The sequence below is a fragment of the Rhodococcus sp. Chr-9 genome, assembly GCF_000801125.1.
Taxonomy (GTDB): Bacteria; Actinomycetota; Actinomycetes; order Mycobacteriales; family Mycobacteriaceae; genus Rhodococcus; species Rhodococcus pyridinivorans.
Genome location: NZ_JTIZ01000076.1, coordinates 208,949 through 226,836, shown reverse-complemented (window position 1 = coordinate 226,836; position 17,888 = coordinate 208,949). Strand labels below are relative to the sequence as shown.

The 17,888-nt window shown below is 70.8% G+C and carries 14 protein-coding genes; all 14 read right to left on the bottom strand.

Annotated features, from left to right (window positions below; genetic code table 11):
* Positions 1 to 14: 14 nt before the first annotated feature.
* Positions 15 to 746 (bottom strand): YggS family pyridoxal phosphate-dependent enzyme, encoded by a 732-nt coding sequence (locus tag QR64_RS11030; protein WP_039585192.1) that lies wholly within the window; start codon positions 744 to 746, stop codon positions 15 to 17.
* Positions 743 to 1,489, bottom strand: coding sequence for a peptidoglycan editing factor PgeF (gene pgeF, locus QR64_RS11025; RefSeq protein WP_039585191.1), 747 nt, complete (start codon positions 1,487 to 1,489; stop codon positions 743 to 745). The genes QR64_RS11030 and pgeF overlap by 4 nt, the downstream gene beginning before the upstream one ends.
* Positions 1,486 to 2,730, bottom strand: coding sequence for a cell division protein FtsZ (ftsZ, locus tag QR64_RS11020; RefSeq protein WP_039585190.1), 1,245 nt, complete (start codon positions 2,728 to 2,730; stop codon positions 1,486 to 1,488). Before ftsZ ends, pgeF begins: the two co-directional genes overlap by 4 nt.
* A 245-nt stretch (positions 2,731 to 2,975) precedes the next feature.
* The gene (locus QR64_RS11015; RefSeq protein WP_006554137.1) at positions 2,976 to 3,749 is read right to left on the bottom strand and encodes a cell division protein FtsQ/DivIB; all 774 of its coding nucleotides are present in this window, start codon (positions 3,747 to 3,749) and stop codon (positions 2,976 to 2,978) included.
* On the bottom strand, positions 3,746 to 5,314 hold the full coding sequence (gene murC, locus QR64_RS11010; RefSeq protein WP_039585189.1) for a UDP-N-acetylmuramate--L-alanine ligase: 1,569 nt from the start codon (positions 5,312 to 5,314) through the stop codon (positions 3,746 to 3,748). Before murC ends, QR64_RS11015 begins: the two co-directional genes overlap by 4 nt.
* Complete coding sequence (murG, locus tag QR64_RS11005) at positions 5,311 to 6,465, bottom strand: undecaprenyldiphospho-muramoylpentapeptide beta-N-acetylglucosaminyltransferase (RefSeq protein WP_039585188.1); 1,155 nt, start codon at positions 6,463 to 6,465, stop codon at positions 5,311 to 5,313. Before murG ends, murC begins: the two co-directional genes overlap by 4 nt.
* Positions 6,462 to 7,949 carry a putative lipid II flippase FtsW gene (gene ftsW, locus QR64_RS11000; RefSeq protein ID WP_052227281.1) on the bottom strand — a complete coding sequence of 496 codons (1,488 nt, stop codon included), beginning with the start codon at positions 7,947 to 7,949 and terminating at the stop codon, positions 6,462 to 6,464. Before ftsW ends, murG begins: the two co-directional genes overlap by 4 nt.
* Before the next feature lie 80 nt (positions 7,950 to 8,029).
* Positions 8,030 to 9,520 (bottom strand): UDP-N-acetylmuramoyl-L-alanine--D-glutamate ligase, encoded by a 1,491-nt coding sequence (murD, locus tag QR64_RS10995; RefSeq protein WP_084222319.1) that lies wholly within the window; start codon positions 9,518 to 9,520, stop codon positions 8,030 to 8,032.
* 2 nt (positions 9,521 to 9,522) lie between these two features.
* A complete protein-coding gene (mraY, locus tag QR64_RS10990) occupies positions 9,523 to 10,602 on the bottom strand; it encodes a phospho-N-acetylmuramoyl-pentapeptide-transferase (RefSeq protein WP_006554142.1) in 1,080 nt (359 codons plus the stop codon).
* Positions 10,599 to 12,140, bottom strand: coding sequence for a UDP-N-acetylmuramoyl-tripeptide--D-alanyl-D-alanine ligase (locus tag QR64_RS10985; RefSeq protein ID WP_039585185.1), 1,542 nt, complete (start codon positions 12,138 to 12,140; stop codon positions 10,599 to 10,601). Before QR64_RS10985 ends, mraY begins: the two co-directional genes overlap by 4 nt.
* The gene (locus QR64_RS10980; RefSeq protein WP_006554144.1) at positions 12,137 to 13,762 is read right to left on the bottom strand and encodes a UDP-N-acetylmuramoyl-L-alanyl-D-glutamate--2,6-diaminopimelate ligase; all 1,626 of its coding nucleotides are present in this window, start codon (positions 13,760 to 13,762) and stop codon (positions 12,137 to 12,139) included. The genes QR64_RS10985 and QR64_RS10980 overlap by 4 nt, the downstream gene beginning before the upstream one ends.
* A 206-nt stretch (positions 13,763 to 13,968) precedes the next feature.
* On the bottom strand, positions 13,969 to 15,801 hold the full coding sequence (locus QR64_RS10975; protein ID WP_006554145.1) for a peptidoglycan D,D-transpeptidase FtsI family protein: 1,833 nt from the start codon (positions 15,799 to 15,801) through the stop codon (positions 13,969 to 13,971).
* Positions 15,802 to 15,872: 71 nt separating this feature from the next.
* Positions 15,873 to 16,721, bottom strand: a complete 849-nt coding sequence (locus tag QR64_RS10970; RefSeq protein ID WP_039585184.1) for a hypothetical protein — start codon at positions 16,719 to 16,721, stop codon at positions 15,873 to 15,875.
* A gap of 3 nt (positions 16,722 to 16,724) precedes the next feature.
* The gene (gene rsmH, locus QR64_RS10965) at positions 16,725 to 17,765 is read right to left on the bottom strand and encodes a 16S rRNA (cytosine(1402)-N(4))-methyltransferase RsmH (protein WP_039585183.1); all 1,041 of its coding nucleotides are present in this window, start codon (positions 17,763 to 17,765) and stop codon (positions 16,725 to 16,727) included.
* Between the last annotated feature and the right edge of the window lie 123 nt (positions 17,766 to 17,888).

The window sequence follows — 17,888 nt, the reverse complement described above, 5'->3', positions numbered from 1 at the left end:
GCGGCGGATGTCATTCAGGCTAACGGTCGATACCCCAACACCGCCGTTCCGACACGCACGCACGTCGAACCCCATCGAACCGCGTGCTCGAGGTCACCCGACATGCCCGCGGACAGCTCCACCGCCGCCGGGTGGTCCTGCAGCAACCGTGCATGCATGGCGTGAAGCTGCTCGAATGCCCGTTCGGGCTCCCACCCGAGCGGCGGCACTCCCATCAAGCCTCCGAGTTCGAGGACCTCGGACGCGGCGACCGCCTCGGCGAGGGCGGGAAGATCCTCGGCGACCACGCCGCCGCGCTCCCGGTCGCCGTCGAGGCTGACCTGCAGCAGTGCCCGCAGCGGTCCGGTGCGTTCGCCGGTGTCGAGGGCGGCCCGCGCCCCCTTCTCGAAGGCCTGCACGAGACGGAGACTGTCGACCGAGTGCACCGTGTGCGCCCAACGGGCGACGGCACGGGCCTTGTTGCGCTGCACCCGACCGATCATGTGCCACTCGACCGGCGCGTCGACGCTCTCCCGGAACACGGCGATCTTCGCGCTCGCCTCCTGCTCGCGGGACTCGCCGAAGCGTTCGCATCCCAGCTCGTGGAGGAGCACGGCGTCGGAGGCGGGAAAGAACTTGGTGACCGTCAGCAACGCGACGTCCGACGGATCGCGTCCGGCGGCGCGCGCCGCGGCGTCGAGCCGCTCGCGTACGGCGGCGAGACGTCCGGCGAGTTCGTCGCGCCGCTCCTCGGAGGTGGGGCTCACGCCGTTCCCTCCTCGCCGGCCTCCTCGAGCCAGACGACCGAGGCGAACCGCCCCGTGGGTGCCGAACGCCGGTGGCTGAACAGCGAGGTGTCCTCGATCGTGCAGCGCGGATCCTCCACCACGGCGGTCACGCCGTGATCGGCGAGCTGGCGGCGCAGTCCGGCACGCAGGTCGAGTCCGGGAGTACCGCGGTTCGTGCGGGTCGCGCTACCGGGCAAGTGTGCCTCGACATCGGCCCTCATCGCCGCGGGCACCTCGTACTGCCGGCCACTCGCGGCCGGTCCGAGCAGCGCACCGATGCGATCGGGGCGGGCGCCGAGATCGACCATGACGTCGAGCACGCGCGGGAGGATCCCGATGCGCGCCCCCACCCGGCCGGCGTGCACCGCGGCGATCACCCCGGCCACCTCGTCGGACAGCAGGATCGACACGCAGTCGGCGCTGAGGGTCACGAGCGCGAGCCCGGTCTCGCGGGTGACGAGCGCATCGGTGGCGGGAACGGGTTCGGGCACCGGCGCGTCGACCACGGTGACGTTGCGGCTGTGGATCTGTTCCATCCAGACGAACCGCTCGGGCGGCAACCCGATGACGGACGCGAGCCGCCGCCGGTTGGCAGCGACTGCGGCCGGGTCGTCACCGACGTGATCGGCGAGGTTGAAACTGTCGTACGGAGCTGCGGACACCCCGCCGGCTCGTGTGGTCACGACCCGGCGGGCGCGCAGCAGGCGGTGCGGAGCCGTCAACGGCGCATGAAGATCGGCACGTCGACGTCGTCGTCACCGTCGTCGTCGATGTCCACGCTGCGGGGTGCGTTGCCGCCTCCGGCCGGCGGCTGGCTGCCGACGGGGGGCTGCTCGCGCACGGGGGTGGTTTCGACGGTCTCGCGCTCGGGACGGCCGAGTTCGCCGGCGCGCGCGACGCCGATCGCACCGGGCCGACCGGCCGGCTGCTGCTGCTGCTGCTGCGGCTGCTGTTGCGGCTGCTGTTGCGCCTGCCCCTGCTGCTGCTGGCCGACCTCGACGGGACGGCGGACAGGCGTTCCGCCCTCGAAGCCCGCGGCGATGACAGTCACGCGGACCTCGTCGCCGAGCGAGTCGTCGATGACCGTGCCGAAGATGATGTTGGCGTCGATGTGCGCGGCCTCCTGCACGAGTGAGGCAGCCTCGTTGATCTCGAACAGGCCGAGATCGGATCCGCCGGCGATCGACAGCAGCACGCCGCGCGCGCCTTCCATCGACGCCTCGAGCAGCGGCGAGTTGATCGCGGCCTCCGCGGCCTTGATCGCACGCCCCTCGCCGCGCGACGAGCCGATGCCCATCAACGCGGAGCCGGCACCCGACATGACGCCCTTCACGTCGGCGAAGTCGACGTTGATCAGACCCGGTGTGGTGATGAGGTCGGTGATGCCCTGGACACCGTTGAGGAGCACCTCGTCGGCGGAGCGGAAGGCGTCCATGAGACTGACGGCGGCGTCGCCGAGCTGGAGGAGCCGGTCGTTGGGGATGACGATGAGCGTGTCGCAGGACTCGCGCAGCGTCTGGATGCCGGTGTCGGCCTGACTGCCGCGGCGCTTGCCCTCGAACGAGAACGGACGCGTGACGACACCGACGGTGAGCGCGCCGAGCTTGCGGGCGATGCTCGCGACGACGGGAGCGCCGCCGGTACCGGTTCCACCACCCTCGCCTGCGGTCACGAAGACCATGTCGGCGCCCTTGAGTACTTCTTCGATCTCGTCCTTGTGATCCTCGGCGGCCTTGCGGCCGACCTCCGGGTCTGCGCCGGCGCCGAGTCCGCGGGTCAGTTCGCGGCCGACGTCGAGCTTGACGTCGGCATCCGACATGAGCAGGGCTTGCGCGTCGGTGTTGACGGCAATGAACTCGACTCCCTTGAGTCCCTGCTCGATCATGCGGTTGACCGCGTTCACGCCGCCACCGCCGATACCGACGACCTTGATTACGGCGAGGTAGTTGTGCGGGGGCGTCATGTGCTCTCGCCTTCCTGAAGTTCCGGGTGGTGCATGGTGTCCGGGTGGTGCTGGGTCTGGGTCTGACTCGATGTCGGTCACGTCCGCCGGTCGGGCGGACGGCTCCGCAGCGCGCTGCCCCGACAAACCCTCAACCACAGCTTGAAGGTTATGTCAAGTAACGCGACTGTCCGAAACGCTATGGCACGGGTACCGAGATTAGCCAGTAGACGCGCCGGACACGCCGGACGAATTTCGTCGATCCCTCACCTCACCGTCGGCAGGTCGGGACTCGCCACGTCGAATCGCTCCCCCGGCTGTGTCAGCAGCGGGCCGACGACCGCCGCCTTCCGCTCGGAACGATCGGTTCCACCCCACACCACGACACGCCCGTCGGTGAGGACGATCGAGATGTCGGACGGGGAGGGCGCTTCGACCGTCTCCACCTGCACGCGCAGGTCGGGCGGTAACTTGTCGAGCACCTCCACGGCGGCGCGGGTCGCGGGATCGCCGGTGCCCGGCGTCGGAGTGACGAGACGGGGAGTGAACATCGGAGGCGGCTCGACCGCGAAGTCCACTCCCTCGATGTCGACAGAGTGGGTGCCGTCGGGGGCGTCGAAGAAGACCATCGCCTCGCGCTCGGTCACTGTCACCCGGACGGTGGAGGGATAGACCCGCTGGACCCGGGCCGACGCCGCACGCGGAATCGTCGCGACCCGCTGGGCCGCCGCGGCCGTGTCGACCCGGAGCAGCGGCGTGCCCTCGGCGACCGCGAGCGCGTCGACCACCTCGTCGTAGGTGACGACCTCGATCCCGTCCACCTCGATCACCCGCACGGACAGCAACGGCGACAGCCACGCCACCGCGATGGCGCCGAGGAACACCGCGACGACAGCCGCCCCTAGCAGTACCGTCCGCAGGCGCACCGACCGCCCGGACGGGCGGCGGGCAGTGCTGCGTTCGCGGGCTTCATCGGGCTCACGCGGTTCGCGTGACGGTCGTCCGCGACGGCGGCGCGACGAGACGGCGGCGGGCGTCACGAGCTGATCGGTCCCGGTCCGGAACCGCCGGGTGCGCGGAATCCGCCGGGCTCGGGAGCCGCCCCGGCCGGACGGAAGCGACCCGGTTTGCTGTGGAGCGCGTCGAGGATCTGCCGGCCCAGCATCGTGACGTCACCGGCACCCATCGTGATCACGACATCACCCGGCCGGGTCAGACGCGCGACCTGCCGCGGCACCGCGGACAGATTCGGCTGGTAGTGCACAGGCTTGCTCACCGCCCGCGCGACCAGCGCACCGCTCACACCCGGGATCGGTTCCTCCCGGGCGCCGTAGACGTCGAGCACCACGACCTCGTCGGCGAGGTCGAGAGCCTGCCCGAACTCGGTGGCGAACGCCTCGGTGCGCGAGTAGAGATGCGGCTGGAAGACGACGATCACGCGGGGCCGTTCGGTGCCCGTCTCGGTGTAGCGCAGCGGCTCTCCCGCCACGAGTTCGGCCGCGGCCGCAAGGACCGCGCGGACCTCGGTGGGATGGTGGGCGTAGTCGTCGAACACCCGCACACCGTGTTCGCGGCCGGTGTACTGGAACCGCCGGTGCACACCACCGAAACCGGCGAGGCCTTCCATCGCCTCGTCGACCTGCGCTCCGGCTTCGAGCGCGGCGAGCAGCGCGGCGAGAGCATTGAGCGCCATGTGCCGGCCGGGGACGGACAGTCGCACGGTGCGCGGCGAATCCTCACCCGCGAGGTGGAACTCGGCGACGCCGCCGACATCCTTGGCCTCCCAGCCGAGCAGCCGCACCCCGACGGGAACGCCGCGGTGGTCGCTCGCGGTGCCGATGACGTCGGCGGTGCCGTAACCCTGCACCCGCAGGTCGTCGCGGCCGAGGGCGACGACGCGCTCGGCGAGGGCCGCCGAGCCGGGGTCGTCGAGGCAGACGACGAGCAGGCCGCCGGGGGCGATGCGGGCGACGAACTCGTCGAAGACCGCCGTGTACGCCTCCGGCGTGCCGAAGTAGTCGAGGTGATCGGCCTCGATGTTCGTGACGATCACGGTGTTCGGGTCGTACTGCAGCAGCGAGCCGTCGCTCTCGTCGGCTTCGGCGACGAAGACGTCCCCGCTGCCGTGGTGGGCGTTGGTCCCGGATTCGTTGAGTTCACCGCCCACCGCGAAGGACGGATCGAGGCCGCAGTGCTGCAGCGCGACGACGAGCATCGACGTCGTGGAGGTCTTGCCGTGGGTGCCGGAGACCAGGAAGGTGCGGTTCCCTCGCATCAGCGAGGCGAGGACCGCGGGTCGCAACAGGATCGGGATGCCGCGCTCGCGGGCGGCGACCAGTTCGGGATTGTCCTTCGGGATAGCCGCGAACGTTGTGACCAGGGCGGTAGGACCACCCTCCAGCAGGTCGAGAGCCTCGGCGGCGTGGCCGATGCGGACCTGCGCGCCGCGGGCCCGCAGCGCGAGCACACCGCGGCTCTCCTTCGCGTCGGAACCCGATACCTGTCCCCCACGGGCGAGCAGGATCCGGGCGATGCCCGACATCCCGGCACCGCCGATACCGACCATGTGCACCCGCTCGAGTTCGGCGGGTAACTGCGCACTCATCGTTCACTCCTGTTCGGTTCCACTCCGGCAACCTCGAGCACTATGCGCGCCATCTCGTCTGCGGCGCTGCGGTGACCAGCGGCCGCGGCGCTGCGCCCCATCTCCACGAGTCTCCGCTCGTCGCCGAGCAGCGACACCACTTCCGTGGCGACATAGTCCGAAGTCAGGTCGCCGTCGGCGACGATCCTGCCACCGCCGGCCTCGACGACGGGGCGGGCGTTGAGTTCCTGTTCACCATTCCCGTGCGGGAGCGGCACGTACACGGCGGGCAGACCCACCGCCGAGACCTCCGCGACCGTCATGGCCCCGGACCGGCAGACCACCGCATCGGCGGCGGAGTACGCGAGGTCCATCCGTTCGAGATAGGGCACGGTGACGTACGGGGCGCGGGCGTGACCGGCATGGGCGGGGATGTCCACGGTGTTCTTCGGTCCGTGCGCGTGCAGCACCGCGATGCCGGCCTCGGCGAGTGCCGAGGACGCACCGGACACGGCCTCGTTCAGCGAGCGTGCACCCTGCGACCCACCGAAGACGAGCAGCACGGGTACGTCGTCGGGCAGACCGAAGTGCCGGCGTGCCTCCGCGCGCAGCCCGGCGCGGTCGAGACCGGTGATCGACGAGCGGACCGGGATCCCCACGATCTGCGCGTCACCGCGCCGGACGATTCCCGAGCGCGGGACGGCGGCGAGCACGCGCTCGGCCCGCAGGGCACCGATGCGATTGGCGATGCCCGCACTGGCATTGGCCTCGTGGACGACGACCGGGATGCGCCGGCGTCGACGCAGCGGACCGGCTCCGGCCGCGAGATAGGCGGGCAGCGCCACGTACCCGCCGAAACCGACGACGACGTCGGCGTCGACCTCGTCGAGGATCTGCCGGGTGCGGCGCACCGACGAGACGACCCGGCCGGGAAGTTTCAGCAGGTCCACCGTCGGCTTGCGGGGCAGCGGCACCGGTGGGATGAGTTCGAGGGGATACCCGCGGTGGGGCACCAGCGTCGTCTCGAGTCCCCGTTCGGTGCCGAGCGCGGTGATCCGCGCGTCGGGCACGAGTGCGCGGACGGCGTCGGCCACCGCGAGTGCCGGTTCGATATGACCGGCCGTGCCGCCTCCGGCCACCACCACCGACAGTGCCGGCCTCTCCCCACTCACCTACGGTTCCCTCTCTCTCCGCTTCGTCCGTTCGATCCGCGTGTCGTGCGGTTCGTCTGCTGCCGGCCGCGAGCCGGTTCGCGTGCAGGTTGTGTACGCCGGGCCCGGCCGGTCCCCTCCCGGGGTTCCGTCCGGCCTGCCGATGTCCGGCGGTCCGTCGCGGCTCCCCGTTGCCGCTCGTTCGGTGCGGGGGACTGCCGCTTGCGCGATCCCCCACCTTTCGACGCGGGGCGGGCACTGCGCTCGGGCGCCGCGGCCCGCGCTCGCGGCTGTCGTGCTGCGACCGTACGCGCCGCCGAGGAGCGACCGGCCCGGTAGGCCTCCGGCTTGCGCAGGCGCAGCAGCCGCGCGAACCGGCCGTCCTGACCCGCGTGCAGCGCGGCGATGGCCTCGGGTTCGTGTCTGGCTGCGTTGGCGATCAGGCCGAACATCAGCAGGGTGGTGGCCGTCGAGGTACCACCGGCCGACACGAGCGGCAACTGCAGGCCGGTCACGGGCAGCAGTCCCACGACGTAGCCGATGTTGATGAAGGCCTGGCCGATGATCCACGTCGTCGCCGTCGCAGTGAACAGGCGCAGGAAGGGGTCGGCCGAGCGCATCGCGATCCGCAGTCCGACATAGGCGAACAGACCGAACAGGCCGATGACGGCCACTCCACCGAGGAAGCCCAGTTCCTCACCGATGATCGCGAAGATGAAGTCGTTGTGGGCGTTGGGCAGATAACTCCACTTCGCGCGGCTCTGACCGAGCCCGCGACCCCACAGGCCGCCGTCCGCGAGGGAGAACTTCGCCTGTCGCGCCTGGTAACCGGCACCCTGCGGGTCGTCGCCGGGGTTGAAGAAGGCCCGCACACGCTGCGAGCGATAGCCGGCCGTCAAGGCCAGGATCACCGCGAGTGTGGCGGCCGTGCCGACGATCCCGAGGAACACCTTGAGCGGCAGTCCCGCGAACCACAACAGGGCGATCACGATGATCACGATCGAGACGGTGGTGCCGAGGTCGGGCTGGAGCACGATCAGGCCGGTCACGAGCAGGGCGGCCGGGACGAGCGGGACGAGCATCTCGCGCAGCGTCGAGTTCTCCCCACGCCGGGAGGCGAGCAGGTGCGCACCCCACACGGCAAGGGTGATCTTGGCGATCTCCGCCGGCTGCAACGAGATACCGGCGATGACGAACCACCCCCGGGTGCCCTGCGAGACCGTACCGATGCCCGGTATGAGCACGAGCACGAGCAGCACGACCGAGAACGCGAACGCCGGGAAGGCGAAGCGTCGCATCACCCGGACCGGGATCTGCAGCGCGATGTAGAAGATCACCATGCCCAGGACGGCGAAGATCGCCTGGGAGGTGAACAATCCGTAGGCCGATCCCGCCGCGGCCACCGCGCCGACGCTCGACGACGACAGCACCATGACGAGGCCGAGCACGGTGAGCAGGACGGCGATCGTCACCACGAGATGGAAGGACGCGAGCGGTCGCGCCATCCAGGCCCCGAACCGGCCGCGTACTCCGACCACCGGCTCGTCGGTGTTCGCCCCTGCTCGGGTCGCTCCTGCCCGAGGGGTCACGGTTGCGTCCCGCCCCCGCGGAGTTCCTCGACCGCGGACGCGAAACTCCGGCCGCGCTCCGCGTAATCGGCGAACATGTCGAGCGATGCCGCGGCCGGGGCGAGCAGCACCGTCTCCCCCGGCGAGGCGAGTGCGGCCGCTTCCCGGACCACCACGCGCATCGCGGCAGGACCGTCGGCGCCCCGTGCCACGGCCCTCCTCACCGAAGACGTGTCGGTCTCGCTCGTCGCATCGGTCATCGCTTCATCGTCGCCCGTGTCCACGACGACGACCGGGACCTGCGGGGCGTGTCGCGCCAGCGCGTCGGCGATGTCGCCGGCGTCGCGGCCGAGCAGCACGGCTCCGGACAGTCGCGGCGCAACCTCGGCGACCAGGTCGTCCACGCGGGCGCCCTTGAGCAGACCACCGGCGATCCACACCACGCGGTCGCGGGCGAGCAGCGAACTACGGGCCGCGTGCGGATTGGTCGCCTTCGAATCGTCGATGTACTCGACGCCGTCGACCTGCCCGACCGGCGCGGCGCGGTGCGGACCGACGCGGTGCCGTCGCAGGCCGTCGTGCACCGCCGAGGCGGGCACGTCGATGGCCCGGGCGAGGGCTGCGGCCGCGAGTGCGTCGGACAGTCCGGCGGGGCCGGGCGGCGTCACGTCGTCCACCCGGGCGAGCACGGCGGAATCGGCGAACGCCCGGTCGACGAGCAGTTCGCCGCTGATCCCGAGTTCGCCTTCCTGGGGATAGCCCAGGGTGAAGCCCACGGTGACCAAGGCACGGGACCGGTCGCCGAGACCACCGGCGATCGGGTCGTCGAGACCGATGACCCCGACGGCGCCGGTGAGCGCACCGAGTTTGGCCTCGATGTAGTTCTCGATGCCGCCGTGCCAGTCGAGATGGTCCTCGGCGATGTTGAGCACGACGCCGGCCTCGGGCCGAACCGAGGGCGCCCAGTGCAGCTGGAAGGACGACAACTCGACGGCGAGTACGTCGGCCCGCGGTTCGTCGCGGCGCAGGGCGTCGAGCACGGGAAGACCGATGTTGCCGCACGCGACGCTGCCGAGGCCGGAGGCCTCGAGGATCGCGTGCAGCATCATGGTCGTAGTGGTCTTGCCGTTCGTCCCGGTGACGGCCAGCCACCGACGGGCCGGTCCGTAGACCTCGGCGCGGTCGATGCGCCAGGACAGTTCGATGTCGCCCCAGATGGGGATCGCCGCGCCGGCCGCGCGCGAGAGCAGCGGGGCGTCGGGCGGGAATCCGGGACTCGTGACCACCAGGGCGAACTCGCGCAGCGCAGCGGGGTCGTCGACGAGACTGTCGAGGTCGACCGTCCGGGCGCCGAGCGCCGCGCACTCGGCCAGTGCCCGCTCGTTGCGGTCGGTGACGGTGACGTGGGCGCCGAGATCGGTAAGGGGTTCGATCGTCGCGCGGCCGGACACCCCTGCCCCGGCGACGAGCACCGCCCGTCCTCTGAGCCGTTCGAGTTCGTCGTTCACGGTCAGTCCCCGATCGCCGCGAGGTATTCGCTGTAGAAGAGGGCCAGACCGATCGCCGAGGCGATGGCGGCGAGCAACCAGAACCGGATGATCACCGTGGTCTCGGCCCATCCGCCGAGTTCGAAGTGATGGTGGAAGGGTGCCATCCGGAACACCCGCCTGCGGCTGGACCGGAAGACCGCGACCTGGATGACCACCGAGGCGGCCTCCGCGACGAACAGCGCGCCGATGACCACCATGAGCAGCTCGGTGCGGGTCGTGATGGACAGACCGGCCAGCATGCCGCCGAGGGCGAGCGAGCCCGTGTCGCCCATGAAGATCTTGGCCGGTGCGGCGTTCCACCACAGGAAGCCGATGCAGGCGGCGGCGCCGGCGGCGCACAGCAACGCGAGATCGAGCGGATCACGGACGTCGTAGCACCCGGCGGTCGGCTCCACGGCGCACGCGTTGCGGTACTGCCAGAAGGTGATGATGACGTAGGCGCCGAGCACCAGCGCCATCGAACCCGCAGCGAGACCGTCGAGGCCGTCGGTGAGGTTCACCGCGTTCGACCATGCGCTGACCAGCAGATAGACGAACAGGATGAACACGATCGAGCCCATCGAGACCGTGGCGATGTCGCGCACGTAGGACAGATCGGTGCTGGCCGGGGTGAGACCGTCCGCATTGCGGAACTGCAGCGCGAGGATGCCGAAGCCCACCGCGACGACCAGCTGGCCGACCAGCTTGGCCGTCTTGTTCAGACCGAGATTGCGCTGCTTGCGAATCTTGATGAAGTCGTCGAGGAAGCCGACGCCGCCGAGCGCCGTCGTCAGGCCGAGCACGAGCAGACCCGAGGCCGTGGGACCTTCCGCGTCGTATCCCGTACCGATGAGATGCGACCCCCAGTAACCGGCCCACAGACCGGCGAGGATCGCGACGCCGCCCATGGTGGGGGTGCCGCGCTTGGACTGGTGGCTCTGCGGGCCCTCGACCCGGATCTCCTGCCCGAAGCCCTGCCGGGAGAACATCTTGATCAGGAGGGGGGTGAGCAGGATCGAGACTGCGAGCGCGATGCCCGCCGCGAACAGGATCTGTCTCACCGGGCGTCCTCCGTCCCCACAGCAGCGTCGTTGTCTCCGGCACCGGGGTCGTCCGTGAGGACGGCCTCGGCGACGGTCCACAGTCCCACGGACTGCGATGCCTTCACGAGCACGATGTCGCCCGGTTGCAGTTCGTCGCGCAACAACGCGATCGCGGCGTCGGCATCGGGTACGTGGCTCGCTTCCTCACCCCACGATCCTTCCATCACGGCGCCCTGGAACAGACCCCGGACCGGCCGCGTGGCACCGACGGCGATGATGCGGGTGACGTCGAGGCGCACGGCGAGGCGCCCGATGGCGTCGTGGGCGACGACGGCGTCGTCCCCGAGCTCGGCCATCTCCCCCAGCACCGCGAAGGTGCGCCGGCGATCCGGACCGGACCGCGCCATGGTGACCAGGGCCTTCACGGCTGCGCGCATGGAATCGGGATTGGCGTTGTAGGCGTCGTCGATGACGGTCACCCCGTCGGATCGGGTCTGCACCGCCATGCGGTGCGCCGAGACGGGACCCGCCGTCGCGAGCGCCTCGGCGGCCTGCTCGACCGTCGCACCGCACTCCACGGCGACGGCGATCGCCGACAGGGCGTTGCCGATCTGGTGTTCGCCGTGCACGGCGAGCCGCACGGGCACGCGCCGCTCCTGTCCGTCGGCGCCGGGGACGACGGCGGTGAAGGAGGCACGCGCCTGGTCGTCGAGGTGGATGTCCTCGGCGCGATAGGCGGCACCGGACCCGGTCCCGACGGTCACCACACGACCGGTGGTGCGGGTCGCCATCTTCGACACGAGGGTGTCGTCGGCGTTGAGGATCGCCACTCCCCCCTCGGCGGCGCTGGGCAGCGCCTCGACGAGTTCGCCCTTCGTCTCGGCGATGACCTCCTGCGAGCCGAACTCGCCGAGGTGTGCGGTACCGACGTTGAGCACGACACCGATCCGCGGCGGGGCGATGCGGGTCAGGGTCGCGATGTGCCCGGGGCCCCGCGCCGACTTCTCGAGGACGAGGAACCGGGTGGATTCGGTGGCGCGCAGCGCGGTCCAGGGGTGGCCGAGTTCGTTGTTGAACGAGCCGGGCGGGGCGACGACCTCACCGAGCGGTGCGAGCACGGCGGCGATCATGTCCTTCGTGGACGTCTTGCCCGCCGAACCGGTGACACCGACAACGGTGAGGCCGGCGCCGGTGAGCGTGTCCACCACGGTGCGGGCGAGCTTCGCGAGGCCGGCGAGCACGGCCGCGCCGGATCCGTCGCTGTCGTGTTCGAGCGCGAGGGCGTTGGTCTCGGTCGGCGGAATCGGCGGCACGACGATCGCGGGCACACCCACCGGCCGTGCGGCCAGGACCGCCACCGCACCGGCGGCGACGGCGGCCGCGGCGTGATCGTGGCCGTCCGAGCGCGCACCGGGCAACGCCAGGAACAGGCCACCGGGACCGATCCGTCGCGAGTCGAACTCGACGGAACCGGTCACCTCGGCGGACGGATCGTCGACGTCGTGCAGGGTGCCCCCGACGACCTCCGCGATCCGAGCCAGTGTCATCGGGATCATGCCTTGCCTCCGTGATGCGAACCGCCCGCAGCAGGCGGATGGTCACCGTCGGGTCCTGCGGTCCGGTACTTGTCGAGAGCTGCGCCGAGGACCTCGCGGTCGTCGAAGGGGTGCTTCACTCCGTCGATCTCCTGCCCCGTCTCGTGGCCCTTGCCGGCGACGAGGACGACGTCGCCCGGGCGGGCCCACGCGACCGCGGCGTCGATCGCCGCGGCGCGATCGCCGATCTCGAGGATCTCGCCGCGTTCGGCCGCCGGGACGGAGTGTGCACCGTCGAGGACGGCCGCGCGGATGGCGGCGGGGCTCTCGGTTCGTGGGTTGTCGTCGGTCACGACCACCAGATCGGCGGCCCGCGCCGCGACCTCGCCCATGATCGGCCGCTTCGTCCGGTCGCGGTCGCCGCCCGCACCGACGACGACGGCGATGCGTCCCTCGGTCGCGGCGCGCAGGGTTCCGATGACCGCTTCGAGCGCCGCGGGCTTGTGGGCGTAGTCGACGACGGCGAGGAAGTCCTGACCGCGCTCGACCCGTTCGACCCGGCCGGGCACCGCGACATCGGCGATACCGCGGATCGCGGCGTCGATGTCGGCGCCCACCTCGGCGCAAAGCGCTACAGCGAGAGCGGCGTTGGTGACGTTGTAGCGGCCCGGCAGGCCGACGGTGGCGCGGCGGGCGATCCCGTCCGGACCGGTCAGGGTGAACTGCTGCACTCCCGTCTCTTCGGGGACCTCGTCGGTGACCGTCCAATCGGCCGCGGCGCCGGCAGCGTCACCGTCGCCACCTGTGGTGACCGTGCGGACTGCGGTCGCGTCGTCGCGGCCCGCGCGCGCGACCTCGGCCATGCGACGTCCCCACACGTCGTCGGTGCACACCACCGCGCGGCGGGCCCGGACCGGCGAGTCCTCGGCGAACAGCCGGGCCTTCGCGCCGAAGTAGTCGTCGAGGTCCTTGTGGAAGTCGAGATGGTCCTGGGACAGGTTGGTGAACCCGCCGACGGCGAACTCGGTGGCGTCCACGCGACCGAGTGCGAGGGCATGGCTGGAAACCTCCATCACGACCGTGTCGACACCGCGTTCGCGCATGACGGCGAACAGGGCGTGCAGCTGCGGCGCCTCGGGTGTCGTGAGGGTGCTCGGCACGCGAATGCCTTCGATCCGGGTCTCCACGGTCCCGACGAGACCGACGACGCGTCCGGCCGCGACGAGGCCTGCCTCGACGAGATAGGACGTCGTGGTCTTACCGGACGTGCCCGTGATGCCGATGACCTGCATGCTCCGGGAGGGGTGTCCGTAGACGGTGGCCGACGCCGCCCCCAGCGCGACACGCGGTTCGGGATGGACGAGGACCGCGACCGAATCGGAGGTGGCCTCGGCGACGAGGTCGCGACCGGCCTCGTCGGTCAGCACGGCGACCGCTCCGCGTTCGAGCGCGGTGCCCGCGTAGGAGGCGCCGTGGGCGCGCGCGCCGGGCAGCGCGGCGAAGACGTCGCCGGGGCGGATGCCCTGGGCGCGCAGGTCGATGCCGGTGATCGCGGCCGCGCGGGCCGCATCCTCTCCGGCGGCTGCATTGACGATCTCGACGCGCGCCCCGATGGCGTCGGCGAGAACCGAGATCTGCGTCATCGGTGGGTGCTCGGGTCTCCGCCCCTCCTCCGGAGGAGCCGGATCCGGACTCGATGGCACAGGCACCAGTTTCCTCTCGCTTCGCTGCAGCTCGTCTGCAGGCACTCCGACGGATGTTTCCGGGTTCGTTCCCGATCCGCTCTCGGCGACGACCGTCGTGTCACGTTACCGACCTGTCAGCCTACCGAGGCGCCACGGTCACCTCGTCAGTCGACCTGGAGGATCAACTTGCTCTCCGGTTCGGCCGACAGCGGCACGCCGTCGCGCTGCAGCAACCACGACGCGATGTTGCGGAACAGCGGCGCGGCCGATTGGCCCCCGCTGCCGTCGGAGCTGCGGGTCGGGGCGTCGAGCATGATGCCCACGACATAGCGCGGATCGTCGGACGGAGCGATGCCGGCGAAGGTGATCCAGTAGTCGGAGTTCGAGTAACACTTGCAGTTCTGGTCGATCTGCTGGGCGGTACCCGTCTTGCCCGAGATCTGATAGCCCTCGATGGCGGCGCCCGCACCGGTGCCCTGCTGGTTGCCGGTATCGGACTGGACGACGGAACGGAACATGTCGCGCACCGTCGCGGCGGTCTGCGGGCTCACGACCCGCACCGGATCGGGACGGGGCGTCTCGGTGCGCGTGCCGTCCGGCGCGATGGTCGCGCGCACGACCCGCGGCGGGACACGTTCCCCGTCGTTCGCGATGGTCTGGTAGATCGCGGTCATCTGCAGCAGGGTCATCGACAGACCCTGGCCGATGGGCAGGTTCGCGAAGGTGCCACCCGACCACTGCTCACGGCTGGGCAGCAGACCCGCGGATTCGCCGGGCAGGCCGACATCGGTGCGCTGGCCGAGACCGAACAGTCGCAGCATCTCGGCGAAGCGGTCCTCACCGATCCGCTCGGCGAGCATGAGCGTGCCGACGTTCGACGACTTCCCGAACACACCCGTCGTGGTATACGGCACGACCCCGTGATCCCAGGCGTCCTTGACGGTCGCGCCGGCCATGGTGATCGTGCCGGGGACCTGCAGGACCTCGTCGGGGCGGGTCAGACCGTCCTCGATCGCCGCGGCCGCGGTGATGATCTTGTTCACGGACCCGGGTTCGAACGGCGAACTGACCGCGAGGTTGCCCTGTTCGGCGTCGGGCGGGTTGTTCGCGACACCGATCGACGGGTCGAAGGTGCTGTCGTTCGACATGGCGAGCACTTCGCCGGTGTGCGCGTCGAGCACCACAGCGGAGGCGTTCTTCGCCCCGGACAGGTCCTTCGCGCGCTGGACCTCCTGCTGCACGTGGTACTGCAGGTCGTTGTCGATCGTGAGCTCGACGGAGGAACCGTCGACGGCGGGCTGACGGTCGCGCCAGCTGCCCGGGATGACGGCGCCGTCGGATCCACGGTCGTAGGTGGACGAACCGTCGGTACCCGCCAGCACGGCGTCCATCGACGCTTCGAGCCCGATCAGGCCGTGTCCGTCCCAGCCGGTCGCGCCGACGAGATTGGCGGCGAGCGATCCGCCCGGATACAGACGGATGTCCTGACGCTCGGTGCCGACCTTGTCGTACTCGTCGACGATCTCCGCCGCGACCCCCGGATCGACGCCGCGGGCGAGGTAGACGAAGGTCTCGTCGCTCTCGAGCATCTCGAGCACGTCCTTCTCCGGCGCCGCGGCGCCGAGCGCCTCGTGGACCGCCGACGCGACGCCCTCGAGATATTCGGAGACCTCGGGCCGGGACGGGTCCTTCGCGCGTTCCTCCTCGAGTTCCTTGCGCACCCGCACGGGTTGGAAGGTCAGCGCCTTCGCTTCCATGGTGTACGCGAGCGGTTCCCCGTTGCGATCGGCGATGGTGCCGCGGGTCGCGGGTTCGACGAGTCGGGTGGTGCGCTGGCTGGCGGCTTCGGCGGACAGTGTGGGGGCCTGGACGAGCTGCACGGACAACAACTGGGCGACGGCTACGCCCAGAATGCCGAACATGCCGATCCGGCCCCACTTGTTGCGGAACGCGAAACTCGTCCGGTCGCGCTGCTTGCGATCGCGCGGCGCGGGCATTCGAGCGCGGCCGCCGCGCGTCGCCGGGGTGGAACGTCGCTGCGGTGCACGCCGAGGGGTGGAGCGGTTGTTCACCGAGGCCCGCCCTCGGGTTCCGTCGGCACGGCCTGGACTGGTGCTTCGGGCGCCGCCTCACGGGGCGCTTCGGATTGCGGCAGTTCGCTCACGGGTACCGATTGTCCTGCCGCGGGCGGTACAGGTGCGGCACCCTCGACATCCGGCGTGGCGGCCGCGGGAGCTTCCGCCGCGGGTACCGGCACGGGAGCCGGTGCCGGTTCCTCGCCCACCGGGCGGCCGTCGGCCGATGGCGCGGCCCGACGCGTGCCCTCGGTGTCGGTGCGCGGCCGGGGTTCCTCGCTCACGTCATCGAGCGGCCGCGGGGTCTCCGCCCCGGCGCTGCCGGCCAGCGGGGTCTGGACGCGGGCGTCCTCTCGGGCGGGCGGATCCAGCGGGACCGGCGGGGCACCCTGGGCCGGAACCGGATCGCCCACCACCTGCACCGAACCGTCCGGAGCGACGACGATCCGCGCGACCTGCCCGGTGGGGATCATCCCCAGTTCCGCCGCGGCGACCGCGAGCGCGGGAGCCGACTCGGCCGTGGCGACGTCGCGCTGGAGCACCGCCCGCTTCTGGGCGAGCTCCTCGTTGAGGGACCGCGCCGCGCTGAGCTCGTAGGAGTCTTCGGTCGCCCGGGTGGTCAGCAACAGCGTCACGGCCATGCCCACGCCCAGGAGCCCGATGATGGTGGCGACGAACGGGATCCGGGTGCGGACACGTCCGGCACCCGTCGTGCGCCCGCGGGTCTGCACCTGTTCGACCCCGAGCTGCGCTGCGCGCTGCGACCGTCGCTGATAGGCACGCTGCGCTGCGGTCGATCGCCCCGGGTTCCGGCGCTGCGGGGGTGCCACCTGTACGGTCATCGGTTACCTCCTGGCGATTCGTTCTGCAGCACGCAGGCGGACGGGCGCCGAACGTGGGTTGGCCTCGATCTCGTCGTCCGTTGCCCGCTCCGCACCGCGGGTGAGGATGCGCAGTTCCGGTCCCGTCCCGGGCAGTTCGACCGGAAGCCCTTCGGGACTGCGGGACTTCGCACGCGGTGTCAGTTCCTGCTTGACGACCTTGTCCTCGAGCGACTGGTAGGACATGAAGACGATCCGGCCGCCCACCGCGAGAGCGTCGAGAGCGTCGGGGATCGCGGTGCGCAACGAGTCGAGCTCCGCGTTGACCTCGATCCGCAACGCCTGGAAGGTGCGCTTGGCCGGGTGACCACCGGTACGGCGGGTCGCCGCCGGGATCGTGCGGTACAGCAGTTCGACGAGTTCGCCGCTCGTCCGGAAGGGAGTCTTGGCCCGGGTCCGCACGATCTCGGAGGCGATCCTGCCGGCGAAGCGCTCCTCGCCGTAGGTGCTCAGGATGCGAGCGAGGTCGCCGTGACTGTAGGTGTTGAGGACATCGGCCGCGGTGATGCCGGTGGTGGCATCCATCCGCATGTCGAGCGGGGCGTCCTTGGAATAGGCGAAACCGCGCTCCGCCTCGTCGAGCTGCATCGAGGACACGCCGAGATCGAACAGGGCGGCGTGGACCGAGCCGTACCGGTCGAGGCCGACGCTCTCGAGCGCGTCGGCGATCCCGTCGTAGCGGGTGTGGACGAAGTCTGTGCGGTCGGAGAACCGTGCGAGTCGCTCGCGGGCGATCGCCAGTGCGTCGGTATCACGGTCGAGGCCGACGAGCCGCAGCCTCGGGTAGATCGTCAGGAAGTGTTCGGAGTGCCCCCCGAGACCGAGTGTCGCGTCGACGTAGACCGCGCCCTCGCCGTCGGGACCGACGCTCTCGATGGCCGGACCGAGAAGGTCGACGGCGCGCTGGAGCATGACGGGCACGTGGCCGAATTCCGCCGCAGATGTCACATCGGCACCGGTGGCCTCATCCGTACCATTGACGGATTCGTGCTCGCCGTCCACCATGTGTCCTCCGGAATCCTGCTCGGGCCGCTTACGGTCTGTCGGGTACTCGTCGGGTGGACGGTGGTATGCCTCGTGCCTGCCTGTCGCTCGTCTCGATACCGTGCTCGCCGCCACGGGGGTGGA